This is a genomic window from Halomonas sp. DP1Y21-3, assembly GCF_019801245.1.
GTDB classification, from domain to species: Bacteria; Pseudomonadota; Gammaproteobacteria; order Pseudomonadales; family Halomonadaceae; genus Halomonas; species Halomonas litopenaei.
On the sequence record NZ_JAHVJM010000001.1, the window covers coordinates 87,982 to 109,694 of the forward strand.

18 protein-coding genes are annotated in these 21,713 nt (G+C 64.8%); 10 read left to right on the top strand and 8 right to left on the bottom strand.

Going from position 1 to position 21,713, the window contains the following annotated elements; translation table 11 throughout:
- Positions 1 to 242 precede the first annotated feature (242 nt).
- From KUV74_RS00265 to KUV74_RS00305, 9 genes are all read left to right on the top strand, one after another.
- Positions 243 to 1,712, top strand: a complete 1,470-nt coding sequence (locus KUV74_RS00265) for an aldehyde dehydrogenase family protein (RefSeq protein WP_197037068.1) — start codon at positions 243 to 245, stop codon at positions 1,710 to 1,712.
- 78 nt (positions 1,713 to 1,790) lie between these two features.
- Entirely contained in the window at positions 1,791 to 2,804 is a 1,014-nt protein-coding gene (locus tag KUV74_RS00270) for an ABC transporter substrate-binding protein (protein ID WP_124802272.1), read from the top strand.
- A 47-nt stretch (positions 2,805 to 2,851) separates the two neighbouring features.
- Positions 2,852 to 4,438, top strand: coding sequence for a sugar ABC transporter ATP-binding protein (locus KUV74_RS00275; RefSeq protein WP_222515352.1), 1,587 nt, complete (start codon positions 2,852 to 2,854; stop codon positions 4,436 to 4,438).
- A complete protein-coding gene (locus KUV74_RS00280) occupies positions 4,435 to 5,448 on the top strand; it encodes an ABC transporter permease (protein WP_197037066.1) in 1,014 nt (337 codons plus the stop codon). Before KUV74_RS00275 ends, KUV74_RS00280 begins: the two co-directional genes overlap by 4 nt.
- Before the next feature lies 1 nt (position 5,449).
- Positions 5,450 to 6,430, top strand: coding sequence for an ABC transporter permease (locus KUV74_RS00285; protein WP_045995138.1), 981 nt, complete (start codon positions 5,450 to 5,452; stop codon positions 6,428 to 6,430).
- A gap of 7 nt (positions 6,431 to 6,437) precedes the next feature.
- Positions 6,438 to 7,580, top strand: coding sequence for a mandelate racemase/muconate lactonizing enzyme family protein (locus KUV74_RS00290; protein ID WP_222515353.1), 1,143 nt, complete (start codon positions 6,438 to 6,440; stop codon positions 7,578 to 7,580).
- Between the two features lie 42 nt (positions 7,581 to 7,622).
- Entirely contained in the window at positions 7,623 to 8,642 is a 1,020-nt protein-coding gene (locus KUV74_RS00295) for a zinc-dependent alcohol dehydrogenase (RefSeq protein WP_045995140.1), read from the top strand.
- Positions 8,639 to 9,415, top strand: a complete 777-nt coding sequence (locus KUV74_RS00300; RefSeq protein WP_222515354.1) for an SDR family NAD(P)-dependent oxidoreductase — start codon at positions 8,639 to 8,641, stop codon at positions 9,413 to 9,415. Before KUV74_RS00295 ends, KUV74_RS00300 begins: the two co-directional genes overlap by 4 nt.
- A 12-nt stretch (positions 9,416 to 9,427) precedes the next feature.
- Positions 9,428 to 10,390 carry a C-terminal binding protein gene (locus tag KUV74_RS00305; RefSeq protein WP_108449887.1) on the top strand — a complete coding sequence of 321 codons (963 nt, stop codon included), beginning with the start codon at positions 9,428 to 9,430 and terminating at the stop codon, positions 10,388 to 10,390.
- A gap of 248 nt (positions 10,391 to 10,638) precedes the next feature.
- Here the strand turns inward: KUV74_RS00305 and KUV74_RS00310 are convergent, their stop codons facing one another.
- The 6 genes from KUV74_RS00310 to KUV74_RS00335 form a co-directional block, all read right to left on the bottom strand.
- Positions 10,639 to 11,256 (bottom strand): helix-turn-helix domain-containing protein, encoded by a 618-nt coding sequence (locus tag KUV74_RS00310; RefSeq protein WP_222515355.1) that lies wholly within the window; start codon positions 11,254 to 11,256, stop codon positions 10,639 to 10,641.
- 202 nt (positions 11,257 to 11,458) lie between these two features.
- Positions 11,459 to 11,890, bottom strand: coding sequence for a nuclear transport factor 2 family protein (locus KUV74_RS00315; protein WP_124802286.1), 432 nt, complete (start codon positions 11,888 to 11,890; stop codon positions 11,459 to 11,461).
- A 112-nt stretch (positions 11,891 to 12,002) separates the two neighbouring features.
- On the bottom strand, positions 12,003 to 13,379 hold the full coding sequence (locus KUV74_RS00320) for an NAD(P)/FAD-dependent oxidoreductase (protein WP_108131703.1): 1,377 nt from the start codon (positions 13,377 to 13,379) through the stop codon (positions 12,003 to 12,005).
- A 48-nt stretch (positions 13,380 to 13,427) separates the two neighbouring features.
- Positions 13,428 to 15,101: a BCCT family transporter gene (locus tag KUV74_RS00325; protein WP_052704185.1), complete on the bottom strand. Its 1,674-nt coding sequence runs from the start codon at positions 15,099 to 15,101 to the stop codon at positions 13,428 to 13,430.
- 410 nt (positions 15,102 to 15,511) lie between these two features.
- The gene (locus KUV74_RS00330; RefSeq protein ID WP_222515356.1) at positions 15,512 to 17,704 is read right to left on the bottom strand and encodes an OsmC domain/YcaO domain-containing protein; all 2,193 of its coding nucleotides are present in this window, start codon (positions 17,702 to 17,704) and stop codon (positions 15,512 to 15,514) included.
- Positions 17,705 to 17,844: 140 nt separating this feature from the next.
- The gene (locus KUV74_RS00335; protein ID WP_222515357.1) at positions 17,845 to 18,591 is read right to left on the bottom strand and encodes a hypothetical protein; all 747 of its coding nucleotides are present in this window, start codon (positions 18,589 to 18,591) and stop codon (positions 17,845 to 17,847) included.
- Positions 18,592 to 18,678: 87 nt separating this feature from the next.
- On the opposite strand from KUV74_RS00335, the gene kdgR reads away from it, so the two are divergent.
- Entirely contained in the window at positions 18,679 to 19,464 is a 786-nt protein-coding gene (gene kdgR, locus KUV74_RS00340; protein ID WP_108449877.1) for a DNA-binding transcriptional regulator KdgR, read from the top strand.
- A 124-nt stretch (positions 19,465 to 19,588) separates the two neighbouring features.
- Here kdgR and KUV74_RS00345 read toward each other — a convergent pair whose 3' ends face one another.
- Both KUV74_RS00345 and KUV74_RS00350 read right to left on the bottom strand, forming a co-directional pair.
- Entirely contained in the window at positions 19,589 to 19,717 is a 129-nt protein-coding gene (locus tag KUV74_RS00345; protein WP_213228344.1) for a putative transporter small subunit, read from the bottom strand.
- Positions 19,718 to 19,771: 54 nt separating this feature from the next.
- The gene (locus KUV74_RS00350; protein WP_409996581.1) at positions 19,772 to 21,421 is read right to left on the bottom strand and encodes a sodium:solute symporter family protein; all 1,650 of its coding nucleotides are present in this window, start codon (positions 21,419 to 21,421) and stop codon (positions 19,772 to 19,774) included.
- Positions 21,422 to 21,713: the final 292 nt, after the last annotated feature.

The following is a 21,713-nucleotide window of genomic DNA, read 5'->3' on the forward strand; positions in this document are numbered from 1 at the left end:
AACAACTACAACCAATGACTAATACCGCCACAACAACCCATAAAATCGCTATGTTTCATGAGCTTGAAGAAAATATAGACAATGGTCGTAGCACCTTACGCTTGCCAGCCACCTCGACCACCAACAGTATATGGTCGTACCAAACGTCATTTCAGCGTTATCCAACAGACGTTCTGACCACCCCAACGTTGTTCTGGCGTTATCCAATCATCGTTCTGGCCTTACCCAACAGAGGACGCCCCATGGATTTCCAACAGTTCGGTGCCACCCCCCTGGAAGGCCGCATGTGGGTCGATGGTAGCTGGTTTGAGCATGCCGGCTCCCACGCCATCGAGGTGGACAACCCGGCCAGCGAGGCGCTGCTTGGCCAGGTCCCCGCCGGTGACGCCGCCGCCGTGGACGCCGCCGTCGCCGCAGCCACCAGGGCTCAGTCCGACTGGGCCAGGCGACCGGCCAACGAGCGTGGCAAGCTGCTGACCCGCTGGGCCGAGGAGATCGATCGCCATCTCGAACCCTTCGCCCGGCTGATTGCCCTGGAGCAGGGCAAACCCCTGTCCCAGGCTCGCGGCGAGGTCGGCGCCTGCAGCGAATTTCTGCGCTACAGCGCCCAGTGGGCCAGACGCATCGAAGGCGACATTCTGCCCTCGGACAATCGCCACGAGGAAATTCAGATTCGCTCGCTGCCGCTCGGGGTGGTCGCCGGACTGACCGCCTGGAACTATCCGGCGGCCCTGGCCACGCGCAAGGCCGGCCCCGCCCTGGTGGCGGGCAACACCTTTATCCTGCTCGGTCACGAGATCACCCCCTTCGCCGGACTTTATCTGGCGGCGCTGTCCGAGCGCGCCGGGTTTCCGCCCGGCGTCTTCAACGTGGTGACCGGCCAGGGCCCGGTGGTGGGCCAGGCGCTGGTGGAGCATCCCGACACCGATCTGATCACCATGACCGGCAGCACCCGGGCGGGGCGCCAGATCTTTCGCAGCGCCGCAGAGGAACTCAAGATCGTGCGGCTGGAGCTCGGCGGCAAGGCGCCCTTCATCGTGATGGAAGACGCCGACGTCGACGCCGCGGTGAAGGCCGCCGTCACCGCGCGCTATACCAACTGCGGCCAGATCTGCACCTGCAGCGAGCGTATCTACCTGCATCGCCAGATCGCCGACGAGTTCATCGACAAGTTCATCGCCGCCTCGCGCGCACTGAGCATCGGCAATCCGCTGGATGACCCCGACATGGGCCCCAAGGTCAGCCGTGGCGAACGCGACAAGGTCGCCGCCATGGTCCAGCGCGGTATCGCCCAGGGCGACCGCGTGCTGCTCGAAGGCGGCCCGCTCGACTCAGGCGACTACGCCAAGGGCTACTGGATCGCCCCGACCATCGTCGAGACCCGGGACAATCGCTCGCCGCTGATCGACGACGAGGTGTTCGGACCGGTGGTGCCGATCCAGCGAGTCGACGACTTCGAGCAGGCCCTGGCCTTCGCCAACGACACCTCCTACGGCCTTTCGGCCTATGTCTTCACCCGCGACCTCAAGCGGCTGATGCGGCTGCCCTCGGAGCTGCGCTTCGGCGAGATCTACTTCAATCGCGCCAACGGCGAGCAGGTCCACGCCTATCACTCGGGCTGGGGCCACTCCGGCGTCGGCGGCGAGGACGGCAAATACGGTTTTTCCGCCTACTTCAAGAAGCAGACGATGTACGTCAACTGGGGCGATTGAACGCCCCCTCCCTGCAGCACGGAGCACTGCCGACGCGGTGCTCTTTTGACAACAAGCACAATAGCCCAGGAGAACACGATGCCTTCGACCCACCACTCCCCGACTGCCCGTCACCCCCGCGCCCGCCGCCTGGCGGGGCTTGCCACCGCCGCCCTGCTGGGACTTTCCGCCATGCCCGGCTGGGCCCAGCAGTTGCCGCCGCTGGAACAGAAGGACAGCTACCGGGTGGGCTTCGCCCAGATGGAAAGCAACAACCCCTGGCGCATCGCCGAGACCCAGTCGTTTCGTGATATCGCCCCCGAGTGCAACTGGCAGCTGACGGTGACTGACGCGGCCGGTTCCGCCGCCAAGCAGGTCGCCGACGTGGACAGCATGATCGCCCAGGGCGTCGATGCGATCTTCCTGCCCCCGCGCGAGGAAAAGGCGCTGATCCCGGCGGTGATGAAGGCCCGTGCGGCAGGCATCCCGGTGTTCCTGGTCGACCGTATCGTCGATGACGAGGTCGCCAAGGCCGGTGAGCACTACGTCAGCTTCCTCGGCTCCGACTTCATCGAGCAGGGGCGCATCGCCGCCCAGTGGCTGGTCGATAACTTCGAAGGCGATCAGGCCCACATCATCGAGCTCGAGGGCACCACCGGCGCCTCCTCGGCCAATGACCGCAAGGAAGGCTTCGATGCGGTCATCGCCGAACAGGACAACATGGAGATCATCGCCTCCCAGTCCGGCGACTTCGCCCGCGATACCGGTCGTCAGGTGATGGAGACGCTGCTCCAGGCCCATCCTGAGGTCAACGTGGTCTACGCCCACAACGACGAGATGATCATCGGTGCCATCCAGGCGCTGGAACTGGCCGGACGCACCCCAGGCGAGGACGTGCTGCTGGTCTCCATCGACGGCACTCGCGACGCCCTGCAGGCGATCCTCGACGGCAAGCTCGGGGTCAGCGTCGAGTCGTCGCCGCGCTTTGGTCCGATGGCCTGCGACGTGCTCAACCGCTACGCCGCCGGCGAGACCATCGAGCCCTGGGTGCGCGTCGAGGACCGTGTCTTCACCCAAGACAACGCCGCCGAGCATATCGACGACGCCTATTGAGCCACGCCGGTTGATCCCGACCTGACATTCCAACCAGGTACCACGTCATGACAGCGCTTATCGACATGCGCGACATCCACAAGCGGTTTGGAGGCACCGTCGCCCTCGACGGCGCCTCACTCACGATCGCGCCGGGTGAGGTGCACGCCCTGATCGGCCAGAACGGGGCGGGCAAGTCCACCCTGATCAAGGTACTGACCGGGGTCTACACACCGACCAGCGGCCAGATCCTGCTCGACGGCAAGCCTGTGGCCTTCTCCGGCCCGCGCCGGGCGCAGCAGGCAGGCGTTGCCACCATCTACCAGGAGCTCAACCTGGTGCCGCTGCGCTCGGTCACCGAGAACATGATGATGGGCTTCGAGCCCCTTCACTGGTGGGGCGGGATCGACTGGCCCCAGGCCCATCGACGGGCCCGCACGGTGCTCGAGGAGCTGGGGCTGGACATCGACGTCCGCCGTCCGCTCAGCGAGTACTCCACCGCCATCCAGCAGCTGGTGGCCATCGGCCGAGCGGTGTCCCAGCAGGTCAGGCTGGTGATCATGGACGAGCCGACCAGTTCGCTGGACGAACGCGAGGTCCAGCGGCTGTTCGAGGTCATCCGACTGCTCAAGTCCCAGGGCACCTCGGTGCTGTTCGTCTCGCACTTCCTCGAGGAGCTCTACGCGGTGTGCGACTGCGCCACCATCATGCGCAACGGCGCCACGGTGGAGCAGCGCACCCTCAGCGAGACACCGCGCCTGGAGCTGGTGGCCTCCATGCTTGGCCGCAAGGCCTCGGACATCCAGGCAAGCGGCACCACCAGCTTTCGTGAGATGGAACTCGACACCGACGAGACGCTGCTCGAGGTCGAATCCCTGGCCACCGACAAGGGCCTTCGAGGCGCCTCGCTGGAGGTGCATCAGGGCGAGATGGTCGGCCTCGGGGGTCTGCTCGGGGCCGGTCGCAGCGAGCTTGCCCGCGCCCTGTTCGGGCTCGATCGCGCCACCCGGGGCAGCATGCGGCTGGCCGGCCAGCGCTACGCCCCCCGCCACAGCCGCGACGCCATCGCCGCGGGGGTGGCGCTGCTCAGCGAAGACCGCAAGGTCGAGGGCATCATCCCCGAGATGAGCGTGCGCGAGAACATGACCCTGCCCCTGCTCGGCACGCTGAGCCGTCGCGGCGTCATTCAAAGGCGGCGCGAGCGCGAACTCGCCGCACACTTTATCGAGGCGCTCAAGATCAAGACCGCCTCCATGGAACAACCCATCGGCCAGCTGTCCGGCGGCAACCAGCAGAAGGTACTGCTGGCGCGTTGGCTGGCGACCCAGCCGCGACTGCTGATCCTCGACGAGCCGACCCGTGGCGTCGATATCGGCGCCAAGCGCGAGATCCAGCGCATCGTCCAGGACTATCAGGCCCAGGGCGGCGCGGTGCTGATGATCAGCTCGGAATTCGAGGAACTCGCCGAGGGCGCCCAGCGGGTGGTGATCATGCACGAAGGCCACTCGACCCGGGTGCTCGACAACCCCGGGCTCAGCGAAGACACCCTGGTCACCGCCATCGCCACCGCCCAGCACGACCGAGCCGACGGCGCGGCGCGTGACGACGCTGCACCGTCTGCTACCGCCACCGACCACCAGGAGACCGCACCATGACGTCGCTCCACTCCTCCCGTCAGGCGACGCCCCGGTCGGCCAGCCCGCGATGGCGCCAGGCCATGCCGGTGAATCCCCGCAGCCTGGCGCTGCTCGTCGCCCTGCTGGCACTGATCCTGTTCAATGTCGCGATCACCCCCAACTTTCTCGAGTGGCAGACGCTGTCGGTCAACGTCTCCCAGGTGTCGACCATCGCCATCGTCGCCATCGGCATGACCCTGGTCATCGCCACCGGTGGCATCGACCTGTCGGTGGGCGCGGTGATGGCCCTGGCCGGTGCCCTGGCGCCGCTGATCTTTCTGTCGGAGTTCGGCCAGCAGGCGCCGCTGGCGATGACCCTGGTGGCCATCGTCGTGGCCCTGGCGGTCGCCGTGGCCTGTGGGCTGTTCAACGGCGTGCTGGTCAGTCGCTTCGGCGTGCAGCCGATCATCGCCACCCTGGTGCTGTTCATTTCCGGCCGCGGTCTGGCCCAGGTGCTGACCAACGGCAACCTGCAGACCTTCGACAATCCCGCCTTCGAGTTCCTCGGCGCCGGTCGGCTACTCGGCCTGCCCTTCCAGGGCTGGCTGGTGGTGGTCATCGCCCTGGTGGTGGCCTGGGTCATCGCCCGCACCCGCTACGGCCGCTACCTGCTGGCCACCGGCGGCAACCCCCAGGCGGCACGCATGGCCGGGGTCCCGGTGACCCGCGTCAAGCTCGCGGCCTACACCAGCTGTGCCCTGCTCGCCGGCCTCGCCGGGCTGATCACCGTGGCCATCAATTCCGCCTCGGACGCGGCCAAGAACGGCAACCTGATGGAGCTCGACGCCATCGCCGCGGCGGTGGTCGGCGGCGCCCTGCTAAAGGGCGGCAAGGCCCCCATCGCCGGGGTCATCCTCGGTGCCGCGATCATTCAGCTGGTGCGCTATACCCTGCTCGCCAATGGCGTCGCCGACGAGGTGGCGCTGGTGGTGAAGGCCGCCATCATCGTGCTGGCGGTGTATCTTCAGACGCCCAGAGGAGCCCACTGACATGACCACCGTCTCCTGGCGCCAGCGCCTTGCCGACAATGGCCAGGCCACCGGGGTCTGCGTGATCCTGCTGGCACTGGTCTGCCTCGGCCTGATCCGCTACGACAATTTCGGCAGCGCCTACAATCTTTCATCCTTTCTCAACTACAACGCCATGTTCGTGCTGATCAGCCTGGGCATGTGCCTGGTGATCATCACCGGCGGCATCGACCTGTCGGTGGGCACGGTGGCGGCGCTGTCCTCGGTCACCGCCGCCTACGTCAGCCCCTACGGCCTGGTCCCGGCGCTCCTGGCGGGGCTCGCCACCGGACTGGCGGCGGGTCTGGTCAATGCCGTGATGATCACGCGTCTGCATATCCCTCCCTTTATCGCCACCCTGGCGAGCCTGCTGGCGGCCAAGGGCACCGCCCTGATCATCAGCGGCAACCAGACGGTGCCGGTGGACTGGGCCAGCGGCTTTACCCGACTGGGGATGGAGTCGATCGGCGGCCTGCTGCCCTGGAGCTTCGCCATCACCCTAGTGGTCGGCGCCGGTCTCTGGTGGCTGCTGGAACAACGCCCCATCGGCCGCACCATGCTCGCGGTGGGCGACAACGAGGAAGCCGCCCACCTGATGGGCCTGCCCGCACGCAAGGCCAAGACCCTGGCCTACCTGATCAGCGGTGGTTGTGCGGGGCTCGCCGGGGTCTTTCTGGCCTCGGGCTTTGGCGCCGGCCAGCCGCTGGAGGGACTAGGCTGGGAGTTGACCGCCATCGCCGCCGTCGTCGTCGGCGGCACCCTGCTGACCGGCGGCAAGGGGTCGCTGGTGGCGACGCTGATCGGCGCCTTGATGCTCGGTCTGATCTTCAACCTTTTGAACTTCGAAAACGGACTCGGCACCTTCAACCTCAGCGCCTACTGGCAAATGGTCATCCGCGGCGCCTTTCTCTTCGTCGTGATCGCGATCCAGGTGCAGATCACGCGCACACGCAACACAGGATAATCCTCCCATGTCGACGATCACCTCCATCGAGCTCGACCTCTACCGACTGCCGCTGAGCGAGCCCATGGGCGATGCCAAGCATGGCGTGCACACCGACTTCGAGGTCGTGACCGCCACCGTCACCACCGCGGATGGCCACAGCGGTACCGGCTACACCTATACCGGCGGGCGCGGCGGACACGCCATCCTGGCACTGCTCGAGCACGACCTGGCGCCGATGCTGCTGGGGCGTGACGCCGGTGACATCGCCGGCTGCTACGACGACATGCTATGGCATATCCACTACGTGGGCCGCGGCGGCATCGCCGCCTTCGCCATCTCGGCGCTGGATATCGCGCTGTGGGACCTCAAGGGCCGCCGCCTCGGCCAGCCGCTATGGCAGATGGCCGGCGGCCAGGGCCGCCAGTGCCAGGCCTACTTCGGCGGCATCGACCTCAACTTCTCCCTCGAGCGGCTGCTTGCCAATGTTCAGGGCTACCTCGACCAGGGCGCCGAGGCCATCAAGATCAAGGTCGGCCGCCCGACCCTTGCCGAGGATGTCGAGCGGGTGGCCCGGGTGCGTGAGCTGATCGGCCCCGAGCGTCCCTTCATGGTGGACGCCAACTACGCGCTGAGCGTCGATGGCGCCATCGAGGCCGCCAGGGCCTTCGCGCCCTACGACATCACCTGGTTCGAGGAACCCACCCTACCCGACGACTACCAGGGCTATGCCCGCATCGCAGAGGCAACCGGCATGCCCCTGGCCATGGGTGAGAACCTGCACACCACTCACGAATTCGGCTACGCCTTCGAACAGGCGCGGCTATCCTTCATCCAGCCCGACGCCTCCAACTGCGGCGGTATCAGCGGCTGGCTCGATGTCGCCCGCCAGAGCCGCCACTACGGCCTGCCCATCTGCAGCCACGGCATGCAGGAATTGCACGTAAGCCTGGTGTCGGCCCAGCCCAACGCCGGCTGGATGGAGATCCACTCCTTCCCCATCGACCACTACACCCGACGTCCGCTGGTCCTCGACCAGGGTCGCGCGGTGGCCCCGGACAGCCCCGGCATCGGGGTCGAGTTCGACCGCGACCGGATGGCCCCCCATCGCACCGGCGGTGCACGGCTCGGCAGCGACAGCGGTGCCGAGCGCCAGCAACACAGCGCCTGAATTCTCCCTCTTCACAACGCCCCGACGACACGAGGAACCCCCATGGAAGCACTGGTCTATACCGGCCCCCGACAGGTCGAGGTCACCGAGGTACCGGAGCCCGCCGAGCGGGCCGGCGCCGTCAAGGTTCGCATGCTCTACTGCGGTGTCTGCGGCACCGACATCGGTATCTACTCGGGCAAGCACCCGCGCGCCCAGGCGCCCCTGGTGCTGGGCCACGAATTCGTTGGCCGCGTGGAGCAGACGCCGCCGGACTCGCGCTTCGCGGTGGGCGACCGAGTGGTGGCCTACCCATTGATCTCCTGCGGCGACTGCCACCCCTGTCGCAACGGCACCCCGCATGTCTGCGCCAACCTGCGCCTGATCGGCATCGATCGTGACGGAGGCATGACCGACCATCAGTGGATCGACGAAAGCGTGCTGTTCAAGGTGCCGGACAGCCTGTCCGATGAGGTGGCGGCGCTGGTGGAGCCCCTGGCGGTGGTGGTCAGGACCCTGCACCAGGCACGCTTTGCGCTGCTCGACAGCGCAGTGGTGATGGGCGCTGGCCCCATCGGCCTGTTGACCGCCATCGTGCTGCGCCACTCAGGCGCCTCCCGGGTGATCGTCTCCGACGTCGACGAAGGCCGCCTGGGACTTTGTCGCCAGCTCGGCTTCGATACCGTGGACGTGCGCAGCGAGAGCCTGGTCGAGCGGGTGGCCAGCGCCACCGGCGGCGACGGCGCCGACGCCGTGTTCGAGTGCTCCGGCGTCGAGAGTGCGGCGCTGGAGATGACCAAGGTAGTACGCGTCGGTGGCACCATCTGCCTGACCGCCACCCACAAGGCGGCCCACGCGGTCAATCTGATCGACGTGAACTTCAAGGAGCTGACCCTGATCGGCTCCCGGGTCTATACCCACAAGCAATTCGGCGACGCTCTGGCTCTGGCCGACACCCTGGCCGATGAACTGCGCCAGACCATCACCCAGGTGGTGCCGCTGTCCGACGCGGCCGGTGTCTTCGAGATGATCGCCACGCCCTCCCTCAACACCGTCAAGGTTCTGGTGGACTGCCAATCATGAAGCTGTTCGATCTACACGGCCGCAAGGCCATCGTCACCGGCGGAACCCGGGGCCTCGGCCTCGGCATGGCCGAAGCCCTGCTCGAGGCAGGCGCCGAGGTCGTCATCCTGGGCTCGTCGGACAAGGTCCATGAAGTCGCCTCGGGCCTGTCCACGTCGACCAGCGCCTGTCATGGCGTGGTCGTCGATCTGGCTAGCCGCCAGCAGCGCAGCGAGGGCTTCGACGCTGCCCTTGCCAAGCTCGGCGGTCGCCTCGACATCCTGGTCAACGCCGCCGGCGTCCAGCGCCGCCACCCTTCCGAGCACTTCCCCGCCGATGACTGGGAGGCGGTGCTCGAGGTCAACCTGACGGCGGTGTTCGAGCTGTGTCAGCTCGCCGCCCGGCATATGCTTAAGCGCGACGTCGAAGGGCCCGACGGCCAGGGCAAGATCATCAATATCGCCTCGCTGCTGTCGTTCTTCGGTGGCATGACGGTGCCGGCCTACGCCGCCAGCAAGGGCGGCGTGATGCAGCTGACCAAGGCCCTGGCCAACGAATGGGCGGCCAGGGGCATCAACGTCAACGCCATCGCCCCGGGCTACATGGCCACCGACATGAATAGCGCTCTGCTGGCCGACGAGGGTCGCAACGCCGAGATCACCGCACGCATTCCCGCCGGGCGCTGGGGCAATGGCGACGACATGAAAGGACCGCTGCTGTTTCTGGCCTCCCCTGCCTCGGACTATGTCCACGGTGTCACCCTGCCCGTCGATGGCGGCTACCTCGGCCGCTGACAGGAGACTTGCATGAAGATCGTCTTTACCGACCTCGACCACGCCAACCACGACGTGGAAACCGAGATCTTCAAGCGCGCGGGCTTCGATGTCCCGCTGCTTGAATGCCAAAGCGAAGATGCGCTGATCGAACAGCTCCAGGGCGTCGATATCGCCCTGAACCAGTACGCCCCCTTCACCCGCCGGGTATTCGAGGCCCTGCCCGATCTCAAGCAGATCGTGCGCTACGGGGTCGGCGTCAATAACGTCGACCTCGAGGCCGCCAGCGCCGCCGGGGTCCAGGTCTGCAACGTCCCGGACTACGGCATGCACGAGGTCTCCGATCACGCCCTGGCGCTGAGCCTGGCGCTGATTCGCAAGCTGGTGCCGATGAACGCCGGCTGCCAGGCCGGACGCTGGGAGTACGCCGATGCCATGCCGATCCGGCGCCAGACCCGGATGACCGCCGGGGTGGTCGGCCTGGGTCGCATCGGTCGGCTCTACGCCCGCAAGATGGCGGCGCTGGGCTTCAATGTCATCGCCCACGACCGCTACCATCAGCCCAACGCCGAAGACGGCACCGACCAGCTTCGTTGCCTGGAACTCGATGAGTTGTTCCGGGAGGCCGACGTGATCGGACTGTTCTGCCCCTTGACCGAGGAAACCCGCCATCTGGTGGACGCCGCGGCGCTGGAACGGATGAAGGACTCGGCCTATCTGATCAACACCTCTCGTGGCGGCATCATCGACGAGACGGCCCTGGCCCAGGCCCTGAAGGAAGGCAGGCTTGCCGGCGCCGCCCTGGACACCACCGAGCAGGAACCCTTGCCCGCTGACAGCCCGCTCAGGGGCATCGACAACTGCCTGATCACCCCGCACATGGCCTGGTATTCAGAAGACGCCGCGCAAGAGCTCAAGCGCAAGGTGGCCGAAGAAGCGGTGCGCTTCGCCAGCGGCGAGAAGGTGCTGTGGCCAGTGAACCGACTGCCAGCCTGAAGGCCTCGCCGGCCACCGAAAAGCCTGCCTGGAGAGAACGCGTGGAGAGAACACGTGGAGTGAACGCCCGGAGACCGCTCCGGGCGCCTTCGGCGTCGTCCGAAAAGTCGACGAGCGAAGGTTAGACAAGGCAAAAATCGGTGCGACAGCGCAGTTTACGGGGTGTAAACGAGCATGTTGACCGGACTGACGCACCAGCCGATTTTTAACGCCGTGTTACCGAGCGCAGGCACTTTCTCAGACAAGCCCTAGTAGTCGACCCCGGTCATCACCCATACCACCCGGGTCTCGATATCGCCGGGGTTGCGGATAAGGTGGGGCTGGTCGCCGGTGATGGAGAAGCTGTCGCCCGCCTCCAGCAGATGGCATTGATCACCGATGGTGAGTTCGAGCTGCCCGGCTTCGACGTAGCCGGCCTCTTCGCCCTTACGCTGCCTGGGCACCTCACCGCCACTGCCGCCTGGTTCCAGCCGCGTCATGATCAGAATCAACTGGCCGCTGAGACGCGGCGACAGCAGCTCTTCACGGACGCCGATGCCTGAAAATTCCATGGAGCGGCGGCCGGAGGCGCGCACGATCACGTCCCGCTCGTGCTCGGGCACGTCATTGTCGGCCTCGAAGAACCAGCTCACCCGCACCCCCAGCGCCTCGCTGATCGCCTGCAGCACGCCGATGGGCAGCGACGACGCGCCCCGCTCGACCTGGCTCAGATAGCCCACCGAGCGGTTGACCCGTTCGGCAAGCTCGGCCAGCGTCATCTGACGCGCCTTGCGCAGATCGCGGATCTGCTGACCGAGCCGCAGGGCGTCTTGACCCTCGCGGGTATCCCGGGTGGCCTCCTTGCTGGCGTCCTTCGTCCTGGCCATCGCTTTTCCCATCGTTATTGGCGTGGACCTAGACTACCAGAGGCTCGACCGGGATCGGATGCCGAGGCGATAAACGCCGGCGTTCCTTGGCCTGCTGCACTCACGCGTCGCTTGGGCTCTAACGCATCGCCCGGGGGCTAAGGCATCGCACGGGGGCTAGGGCAGCGCACAGGGACTAAGGCATCGCACGGCGACTAAGGCGTCAACTGGGGTCAAAGGCGGGACGCTGCTTGCGAAACGCCTGCTTGCGGGTGATCTTGCCATCTCGCACGCTGAACAGATCGACCCCGTCCGCCTCGACTCGCTTGCCGTCGGGCTGGGTGGCGACGAAGGTCGACTCGGAGACGATACGCTCGCCGCCAGCGCCTGGCCCATCGCTGCCACCGTCGGCGACGCCGCCCGTGACGAAATAGTGCCTGCCGTTGATCCACTGCACGTCAGGCATGGTCCCCCAGGTGTTCTCGAAGGCGGCCTTGACGGCCTCCCTGCCCACGATGCGGGTGCCATGGGCCTGGTCCCCGGCGACGGTGTCGAAGACGATATCGTCGGCAAAATAGCTCATCACCGCGTCGATATCGTGGGCGTTGAAGGCTGCGAAGAGGCGATTGAGCGTCTCGTTTGTCATTGTCGTCATGGGGTGTGTCTCCTGTCGGGACATGTTGGCCGCTGTGTGTAGCGGTCGCTGTGTGTAGCGGTCGTCGTGAATCCTGGTGGTGAAGAGGACGCCAGGCCCTCCATTGCCATGGCTATCGCAGGCTGTCGAGCACTTGGAAATACCGGTAAAGGGCACGCTGGCCCAGACGACGCACCGGCCTCAGCGGGTGCCCGGGCAAGGGCGAATTGAAGATCGGCAGGTCGGCCTCCTTGAGCGATTCGCCGGCGATCAGCGCCGCCATCTTTTTTGAGGCGTAGGCAGAAAATGCCACGCCATTGCCGCTGTATCCCTGGGCGTAGAAGATGCTGCTGCCGGGGTCCGGCTGCACGATCCTCGGCATCATGTCGTGGGAGATATCCATCCAGCCGTGGGAAAACCAGGGCGTCTCGATACCGGCGATGGCCGGGAACTTTCGTGCGATGGCATCGTGGACCACCTTGAGGTGTCGCGGGTTCTGGGCGTCGGCACCGCTGATCGCGCTACGGGTGCCGATCTGCAGGCGCCTTTCCGGCAGAAAGCGATAGTAGTAGCGCAGCTTGCGGGTATCGGTGGTCAGCACAGTGGAACGAAAGCCGCAGGCCTCGACCTCGTCGTCGGTCAAGGTCCGGGTCCACACCGAGTTGGCCATGATCGGCATATTGCGGTAGGCCGTGACTCGGTGCAGCTGGGGGCTGGTATAACCCGCGGTGGCGATGCCCACGGCACGCGCCCGCACCACACCCCCCGGGGTCCTGAGGTGATGCACCCCACCCTCGGTGGTCCAGCCCTGGACGGGGCTTGCGGTGTGAATCCTGGCTCCGAGCCGCCGTGCCACCCGGGCGTAGCCGTAGGCCAGCTTGAGCGGCTGAACGGCGATTCCCACCGGCTCCAGCATGGCGCCCTGGGCCTCCTGGTCGCCGATGTAACCCTCGAGCACATCATCGCGGCCGAGCACTCGAGTCGGGTAGCCCAGCAGCCGATTGCACAGCCGTGACTCCTCCTTGAGTCCATCGAGTGCCTTGGCGCTGTGAGCGATCAACAGGTTGCCGTGGTTCTGCGGCTCGCAGTCGATCTCGGGGTCCTCGGCCATCGACTGGAACACCTCGAAGCCCTCGAGGCTATTGGCGTGAAGACGCCGGGCGACGTCCTGGCCCCAGCGCTTCACCCACTGGCTGCGACTCAGGCGGCCCCAGGCGAGATGCCCCTGGCCGCCATTGCGGCTGGTGCAACCCCAGCCGATCTGGTTGGCCTCCAGCACGGTCGCCTTGATGCCGTACTCACGCGCCAGAAAGAGCGCAGTGGCAAGGCCTGTAAAACCAGCGCCGATCAGCACCACGTCGACGTCCATGTCGCGATCCACCGGGCCGTCGTCCTGCGGTGGAGGCCCGGCGTGATGGCGCCAGTAGCTCGGCGCGTAGTCCCGCCCGACACCGGGAGTGGCGTCTTTCAACGGGTCATAGCTGGGGTCGAACGGCGTGAGTACTGACATCAGACACTCCTCCTCGATGGTTGGCGGCAAAGGACGACGACACGGGGTTCAAGCTCGATCATCACTATGCCTCTCGCCATTGGCTCCCTGGCGGCCGATCTTGTAAGGCACCATGCCTCGGTAGAAGACGCCGATCCTGTCGTTGTGCACACCGCCTTTCTTGGCGGACTTGAGCATCCGGTAGACCGACACCATGTAGGCGATACCCACCACGAAGAAGGGAGCGCCGACCACGATGGCGAGGCTTCTGATCGCGTCGAAGCCACCGGTCAACTGGAACATGATGCCGGTAAACCCGATCACCACGCCCCACAGCAGGCGCATCGACACCTTGGGGTTTTCATCGCCGTTGGAGACCTGCATGGCGGCAAAGAAGGACGCCGAATCGGAGGTCGTCACCGCGAAGATGACGATATTGAAAAGCACCCCCAGACTCAGCCACCAGCCACCCGGCATGCTCTCGAGCAGGGCATAGATCCCCGACTCGGGCTTTTGCTGCACGCCTTCCCATAGAGGCGCGATACCGGTGACCTCGACGTAGCCGGCGGAGCCTCCCCAGATGCTGAACCAGCCGATTGCCAGCAGCATGGGCACCAGGATCACGCCGACGATGAACTCGCGCAGGGTCCGGCCGCGGGAAATCCGCGCGATGAAGCCGCCGCAGAAAGGGATGTAGGAGATGTACCAGAGCCAGTAGAACACGACCCACCAACCGAGCCATTCACGCTGCTCGAAGTTGCCGGCATCGCTCCAGAACTGCAGCGCAAAGACCTCGCCGAAATAGTCGCCGACCTGCTGGGTGGCAAGGTTCAGCAGATATTGAGTGGGCGCATGGCCGAAGAACAGCAGCGCCAGCAGAATCGCCCCAGCCATCACCATATTGGCCTGGCTCAGCACCTTGATGCCGCGCTCCACACCGGTGGCGGCGGAAATCACGTAGGCCACGATCACCACGATCATCACCAGGGCCTGGCCGACGGGACCAAGGTCCCATCCGAACAAGGTCGCCAGACCGTAGTTGATGGAGGCCACCCCGAGCCCGATCATGGTGGCATTGCCGCCGATCGTGCCGATGATCCCCAGGGCATTGGCCAGGCGCCCCCAGACACTGGTGTTGCAGCGCTCTCCCAGGATGCCATAGAGACCGGTGGCCACCGTCAGCGGCAGGCCCAGGCGGTAGGCCGGAAAGGCGATCGCCCAGGCGGCGATGGCAAATACCGCCCAGCCATGCATGCCCCAGTCCAGCAAGGTCAGCTGGACCGCCTTGGCGACCCCGGCGGCTTCTCCCGTCGCCCCCATGTCGATGACGTGGGAGGACTGATAGAGGTGGGTCAACGGCTCGGCCACGCTGAAGAACACGAAGCCGATGCCAAAGCCGCAGCTGAACAGCATCGAGATCCAGGCGCCGTAGGAGAACTCCGGCACCTCATCGTCGGCGCCAAGCTTCAGATCACCATAGGGGCTGATCACCAGGTAGAGACAGAACAGCAGCGCGCCCCCCATCCCCAGCAGAAAGCCCCAGCCGAAGTTGAAGATCAGAAAGTCGCGGGTCGAGGACAACACCTGACCGGTCAGGGTCGGAAAGAACAGCGCGCAAGCCATGATCAAGCCGTAGATCAGCAGCACAGGCCAGAACAGCGAGCGATCATACTGGCCGAAGATGCGGCTGACCGGTCCCGCTGGCGGATGGCTTTCGACATTCGTTATCGATTGTTGGGTCATCGAAAACTCCTTGGTGGATGACACCCGAAGGCGGTGACACGCCGCCAAGCCGCAACCCCGGCCCCCGCGACAACACCGCCGACTTCGAGCAATAGCTGGCGTAAAACGCTTTGACTTCACAAAAATGAAAAATAGCAGCTATTTTTTCACCAACAAGAAACGACGCGGATTTATTTCAAGATTCTAGACCAAAGTTCTAGCCTGGTATCCATCGCTCAGATGCCGTCCAGCGCGCCAGGAAAGCGGCCCATATGCCGGAACATCAGCACCTTGGCGAGACAGGGGCGTCTGTCCCCGAGCGTTGTACGAAGCGCAGACGAAAACGCCCCCGACGAAGTCCGTCGGGGGCGTTGGTACTGCAGGCCATCACAGCGCCTGACCGTTACACCGGCGCCGGTGGCTGGGCATGATCAGCTCTGGGCTTTGGCCAGCTGAGCCCTGCGCGCGTGCAGTTTCTTGTAGCTCTCGATCAGGCGCTGGTGCTTTTCCAGCCCTTCGAGCGCCATGCTGGTCGGGGTAAGGCCGGGGAAGCGCAACTCGCCGCTGACCACACCGACCACGCTGTCCATGGTCTCGTCCCCGAACATGCGGCGCAGGTTGTAGAGGAAGTCGTCGAGCTCTAGCTCGTCGTCCAGCGTGATTTCCAGCACCGCCCGCACCGCCTGGTAGTAGAGGCCACGCTCGACGGTATTGTCGTTGTACTGCAGGAACATCTCGACCCGATCCAGCGCCTCCTCGTGCTGACCGAGCGCCAGGTGGAGCATCAGCTTGAGCTCGAGGATCGTCAGCTGGCCCCACACGGTGTTCTCGTCGAACTCGATACCGATCAGGGTGATGATGTCCATGTGCTCGTCGATCTGGCTCTCTTCCAGCCGCTCGAGCAGATCCGCGAGCTGGTCGTCGTCGAGACGATGCAGATTGAGGATGTCCTCGCGGTAGTCCAGCGCCATGTTGGTGTTGTCCCACACCAGGTCCTCGACCGGATAGACCTCGGAATAGCCCGGCACCAGGATGCGGCAGACCGGCGCGCCCAGGTCCTCGTGGACCATCATGTAGGCTTCCTTGCCCATCTCCTCGAGGATGCCGAACAGGGTCGCCGCCTCCTCGTCGTTGCTGCCGGAGAAGTCCCACTCGACAAACTCGACGTCGGACCTGGCGCTGAAGAAGCGCCAGGACACCAGCCCGGAGGAGTCGATGAAGTGCTCGACAAAATTGTTGGGCTCGGTCACCGCCAGCGAGTTGAAGGTGGGCGGCATGAAGTCATTGAGGCCCTCGAAGCTGCGCCCCTGCATCAGCTCGGTCAGGCTGCGCTCGATGGCGACCTCGAAGCTCGGGTGGGCACCGAAGGAGGCGAACACGCCGCCGGTCTTGGGGTTCATCAGGGTCACGCAGGCCACCGGGAACTGGCCGCCGAGCGAGGCATCCTTGACCAGCACCGGGAAGCCCTGGGCCTCCAGCGCCTTCACCCCTTCGACGATGTCCGGATACTTCGCCAGCACCTCCTCGGGCACGTCTGGCAGGGCCAGCTCCTGCTCGAGAATCTGGCGCTTCACACCGCGCTCGAAGATCTCCGACAGGCACTGCACCTGGGCCTCGGCCAGGGTGTTGCCGGCGCTCATGCCGTTGGACAGGTAGAGGTTCTCGATCAGGTTGGAGGGGAAGTAGATCACCTCGCCATCGGACTGGCGCACGAAGGGCAGCGCGACGATGCCGCGCTCGACATTGCCGGAGTTGGTGTCGACCAGGTGCGAGCCCTGAAGCTCGCCGTCGGGATCGAAGATCTCCAGGCAGTAATCGTCGAGGATGCCCTTGGGCAGCTCGTCATTGGGCCCGGGCTTGAACCACTTTTCGCAGGGGTAGTGGACGAACTCGCTCGAGGCGATCTCCTGGCCGAAGAACTGGTCGTTGTAGAAGAAGTTGCAGCTCAGCCGCTCGATGAACTCGCCCAGCGCCGAGCACAGTGCGCTCTCCTTGGTCGAGCCCTTGCCGTTGGTGAAGCACATGGGCGAGGCGGCGTCGCGGATGTGCAGTGACCAGACGTGGGGCACGATGTTGCGCCAGGAGGCGATCTCGACCTTCATGCCGAGCTCGGCAAGCATCCCGGTCATGTTGGCAATGGTCTGCTCCAGCGGCAGGTCCTTGCCCTCGATCCAGGTGCTCTGGCCCTCTTCCGGCTCCGCCATCAGCAGCGCCTGGGCGTCCTCGTCGAGGTTCTCCACCGTCTCGATCTGGAACTCGGGGCCTGTCTGCACCACCTTCTTCACGGTGCAGCGCTCGATAGAGCGCAGGATGCCCTGGCGGTCCTTGTCGGACAGGTCTTCGGGCAGCTCTACCTGGATCTTGAAGATCTGGTTGTAGCGGTTTTCCGGGTCGACGATGTTGTTCTGCGACAGCCGGATATTTTCGGTGGGGATATCCCGGGCGACGCAGTAGACCTTGACGAAGTAGGCGGCACACAGGGCAGACGACGCCAGGAAATAGTCGAAGGGGCTCGGCGCCGAGCCGTCACCCTTGTAGCGGATGGGCTGGTCGGTAATGACGGTAAAGTCGTCGAACTTGGCCTCGAGCCTCAGGTTGTCGAGAAAATTGACCTTGATTTCCATGGAGTCAGCACCGGAGTAATGGGTTTGGGTCGCCGGACACTCGCCACCGACAACGCCTTTGGGGCGCATTATCCAGTTTTCCCCCGGCGACGTCTTGGCCAGCCGGATGAAATTTGCTCGTGATGGCCTGGCGATAACCTCTATTGCTTCAGCAGTCGCGAGACAACCAACTGACACAAGGCCACGATCACGAAGAAGCCGGCGCCGAGCCAGGTATCGGCGAGTACCGCCAACAGCAGCGATACCAGCGCGACGTACCGCACCAGTCGCGGCGCCAGCTTGCGCGACGGCCCACCGCTGTCCGGCGTGGTGTCCGCGGCCACCGGGCGCTCCAGCCGGGCAAACAACTCGTCGACCTCTGCCTGGCGGGCGGCGCTTCTTGGCGGGGCGTGAACGAAACGCGCCAGATAGACGAAACCCACCACGCTGACGACCTGCAGCGTCAGCGAGACCGCCAGCTTGATATCGACCAGTTGGGAGGGATGGATCGACGGCAGGCCGAGCCATTGGCCGAACGCCTCGACGTCGAGCCACAGATAGCTCGTGGTGGTCACCAGGATACCCACCAGCACCCCGCCCCAACCGGCCCAGTCAGGGGCGCCGGTCCTGGCGATGGACAGCATGGCCGGCAGCGCCAGCGGCATCTGGAAGATCACCCCGAACATCACCATGATGTCGAACAGGCTGAGGTGGTGGACCTGGCCCAGGGCGTTGGCCAGCGTCACGATGATGACGGCACCGATCACCAGGGTGACGAAGGCCACCCGAACATCGAACACCGCGCCGAGAAACAGTGACACGCCATAGAGCGCGATGGAGGCGGTCATCAGGGTGAGAAGGATCTGGCTCACCACATAGAAGAGTTGGGTGACCCTGCCGTAGCTCATTCGAATATTGCAGACATACGACAAAAGACGTATAACTCGAAACCAAGAGATAAAACCCTATTTCACAGTTTCTGGAATCTTGGCCCTATGGCTACTGAAGCGAAGGTCGACAACGTCACGGCGGTACTCAAGGTCATGGCGATCCTGGAGGCTCTGGATGAGGGCGGAGAATCCAGCCTGGCGGTGCTGTCACAACGCGCCGTGATGTCAAAGAGCACCGCCTATCGCTTTGTGCAGACGCTCAAGAACCTGGGCTACGTCGCCCAGAATCCGGAAAGCGAGAAATACCGGCTGACGATGAAGGTCTTTGCGCTTGGCAGTTCAGCGCTCGGCAAGGCCGACCTGATCAAGATGGCCGATCCCGACATGGCGGCACTGTCTGAGCTGACCCGCGAAGCCGTGCACCTGGGCACCCTGGACACCTCCACCGCCGAAGTGATCTACGTGCACAAGTACAACTCTCACTTCAACCTGTGCATGCACACCCGCATCGGCGACCGTAGCCCCGCCTACACCAATTCCATCGGCAAGGCCCTGCTGGCCCACCTGCCCCCGGCGCAGCTCGACGCCCTGCTCGCGAACGTCAAGTTCGAACCACGCACCCAGAATACCGTGACCACCGAAGCGGCACTGCGCGAAGAGCTGGCCGAGATCGCCGAGAGCGAGCTGTCCGAGGATCTCGAAGAGATGGATGAAGGCGTCTGCTGCTTCGCCACCCCGATCTTCGATCACACCGGGCGCGCCATCGCCGCCCTGAGCATGTCGATCCCGAGCATCCGCTACCACCAGGACAAGACCTCGGAGTACAAGCGCATTCTGGTCGAGGCCGGTCGCAACATTTCGGGCAACCTGGGCTACCTGGCGCGGCGCTGACGCGACCTCCCTGCCCTGCCGGCTGCCGTAACCAAAGAAGCCGCCCCAAGGGGCGGCTTCTTTGGTTACGGCCTGTCCCTCGCATCGAGGGCAGGTATCGCAACGGGTCAGTGCGAGTTGCGTCTCACACCAGGGTGCGGTGGCCCTTTTTCGCCTCACGACGATCGCGGGCAACGGCGCGGCAGATCAGCAGCAGCACGCCCAGGGTGAGCGCAGGCCAGATCAATACGTAAAAGCCAAAAAGCAGGGTCATGGGGAATCTCCGTCGGTGGGCGCCGCCAGCCTGCGGCGCCCGTCAAACAAGGGTTCAGCGCTGGGTCGCAAGTCCTGCCGGAGCGGACTTGGACGAGCGCTCGTCGGCTACCGTCACGGCCTCGGCGGCATCATAGTTGCCGACCCGCTCGGCGATGGTGTCGAAGTCGAACCGCTCGCGGCTGGCGAGGCTCATCACCACGCACACCAGGGTGCTGGTGCCGTAGGCGGTCAGCGACGCCAAAAGCACCGTGTACTCCCTGAGGAAACCGGTGGCGAACACCAGCATGGCGACAAAGGCAGCGAGCCCGGCGACGGCGCCGGCCACACGGCCGAGGAAGCCGAACACCATCAGCGCGATGATGATGCCACCACCGATGCTGGCCAGGAACTCGAAGCCAAGGCCGGCCACACCGGTCATCGGCAGCCATTCGAAACGCGCCACGCAGAAGGTCACCATGGCCACCAGCACCGAGGTGGTGAAGGCCGCGTTGGTGACCCGGCTCCAGAAGCAACTGGCGATCACCGGGAAGACGATGGCCCCCCACAGTGCCCCGACGAAGACCAGCATCACCAGGATATCCAGCGAGAAGCTGGCGAAGACGATACCGATGGCGGTGGCCACGATCATGGTGATGCGCCCTACCAGCAGCATGCGGCGGGGGTCGGCCTTGCCTCGAGCGATGTTCTTGCCGTAGACGTCGGCCATCATGATCGCCGACAGCGCCGACAGGTCGGAATCGGCGGTCGAGGACAGCGAACCGATCACCAGAATAAAGAAGGCAGCGATGAACACCGGCGGCAGGTAGCTCGACACCATCTGCGGGATCAGGTTGTTCATGTCACCGTTGAGCGGCTCGACCCCCAGGGTCAACGCCATCAGGCCGATCATGCCAAGGCCGATGACGATGGCACCGTAGCCCACGGTGGCGGTGAGGAAAGTCGGCTTGATGTGGTCCTCGTTCACCGCGAACAGACGCTGGGAGATGGTCTGGTTACCGATGGCATAGGCCAGCACCGCAACGAAGAAGGGTGCGCCCTGATTGAGGATGGCGTCCATCGAGAAGAAGTTGGCCTGCTCGGCGGTGAGGTTGTCGAGCCCGGCAACCAGTTCAGTGGGCCCGCCCATGGCGAAGAACACCGCCGGGATGATCACCACGGCGATCGCCATCAGCGCCACCAGTTGGGCGAAGTCCGTCAGCACCGAGGCGCGAAAGCCCGACCATAGCGTGTACAGCAACACCCCGACACCGGCGATGATGACGCCGGCCTGGAACGACAGCGGCGAAAGCACCGATACCAGCGCCCCGGCGGCGGTGAAGTTGACCATCAGGCTGATGATGCTGCCCAGCAGGTTCGATAGCGCCAGGATCAGCTGGCTTGAGGAGCCGTGGCGCGCGTGGATCAGCTCGCCCAGGGTGTGGGCGTTGGGCGCCAGCCGCCGGAAGCGGCGGCCGAACGGATAGATGAACAGGATCATCAGCGCGCCCCACAGCCCGTAGTGGATCGGGCCGGACACACCATAGGTATAGCCGGAGGTGGCAGCGGCGTAGAAAGAAGCGGCCCAGATCCAGGTGGCCGTCATGCTGGCGGCACCGATGCCGAAGCCGACCCGGTGGTTCGAGACCATAAAGGCGTCGGCGTCTTCCTTCTTCTTGCGGATGCTCAGGGTCAGCAGGTAGGTGCCGCCATAAAAAGCGATCATCAACAGGATGACCGTCAGGGTCGAAAACTGGTGGAGGGAGGCGCTATTCAAGGGCAATTCTCTTGTTGGTGGAACACAGGCGAGCGACGGTTCATGCGAACGCATGCCGGCACTTCACCGCGAAAAACTCACTAGACGAGCACGACAACGCCAAAGGAATACCGCCCACGAAAAGGACGAAACTTCCTCGGGATCATTGAAGTCTCAAGGGCCAAAATAAAACGGATTACTGCCGCTTTTTCGGTACAGAAAGGCGTCGGGACGCGCCGCAGCACATGGCCAGCCATTGCAG

What these genes read in the sequence shown, in the direction of transcription:
- KUV74_RS00350 (WP_409996581.1), bottom strand. Translation starts at nt 21,421, where the DNA reads ATGATCGCTTTTTATGGCGGCACCTACCTGCTGACCCTGAGCATCCGC.
- KUV74_RS00275 (WP_222515352.1), top strand. Translation starts at nt 2,852, where the DNA reads ATGACAGCGCTTATCGACATGCGCGACATCCACAAGCGGTTTGGAGGC.
- KUV74_RS00325 (WP_052704185.1), bottom strand. Translation starts at nt 15,101, where the DNA reads ATGACCCAACAATCGATAACGAATGTCGAAAGCCATCCGCCAGCGGGA.
- KUV74_RS00280 (WP_197037066.1), top strand. Translation starts at nt 4,435, where the DNA reads ATGACGTCGCTCCACTCCTCCCGTCAGGCGACGCCCCGGTCGGCCAGC.
- KUV74_RS00305 (WP_108449887.1), top strand. Translation starts at nt 9,428, where the DNA reads ATGAAGATCGTCTTTACCGACCTCGACCACGCCAACCACGACGTGGAA.
- KUV74_RS00270 (WP_124802272.1), top strand. Translation starts at nt 1,791, where the DNA reads ATGCCTTCGACCCACCACTCCCCGACTGCCCGTCACCCCCGCGCCCGC.
- KUV74_RS00335 (WP_222515357.1), bottom strand. Translation starts at nt 18,591, where the DNA reads ATGAGCTACGGCAGGGTCACCCAACTCTTCTATGTGGTGAGCCAGATC.
- KUV74_RS00320 (WP_108131703.1), bottom strand. Translation starts at nt 13,379, where the DNA reads ATGTCAGTACTCACGCCGTTCGACCCCAGCTATGACCCGTTGAAAGAC.
- KUV74_RS00290 (WP_222515353.1), top strand. Translation starts at nt 6,438, where the DNA reads ATGTCGACGATCACCTCCATCGAGCTCGACCTCTACCGACTGCCGCTG.
- kdgR (WP_108449877.1), top strand. Translation starts at nt 18,679, where the DNA reads ATGGCTACTGAAGCGAAGGTCGACAACGTCACGGCGGTACTCAAGGTC.
- KUV74_RS00300 (WP_222515354.1), top strand. Translation starts at nt 8,639, where the DNA reads ATGAAGCTGTTCGATCTACACGGCCGCAAGGCCATCGTCACCGGCGGA.
- KUV74_RS00315 (WP_124802286.1), bottom strand. Translation starts at nt 11,890, where the DNA reads ATGACGACAATGACAAACGAGACGCTCAATCGCCTCTTCGCAGCCTTC.
- KUV74_RS00265 (WP_197037068.1), top strand. Translation starts at nt 243, where the DNA reads ATGGATTTCCAACAGTTCGGTGCCACCCCCCTGGAAGGCCGCATGTGG.
- KUV74_RS00285 (WP_045995138.1), top strand. Translation starts at nt 5,450, where the DNA reads ATGACCACCGTCTCCTGGCGCCAGCGCCTTGCCGACAATGGCCAGGCC.
- KUV74_RS00330 (WP_222515356.1), bottom strand. Translation starts at nt 17,704, where the DNA reads ATGGAAATCAAGGTCAATTTTCTCGACAACCTGAGGCTCGAGGCCAAG.
- KUV74_RS00310 (WP_222515355.1), bottom strand. Translation starts at nt 11,256, where the DNA reads ATGGCCAGGACGAAGGACGCCAGCAAGGAGGCCACCCGGGATACCCGC.
- KUV74_RS00345 (WP_213228344.1), bottom strand. Translation starts at nt 19,717, where the DNA reads ATGACCCTGCTTTTTGGCTTTTACGTATTGATCTGGCCTGCGCTCACC.
- KUV74_RS00295 (WP_045995140.1), top strand. Translation starts at nt 7,623, where the DNA reads ATGGAAGCACTGGTCTATACCGGCCCCCGACAGGTCGAGGTCACCGAG.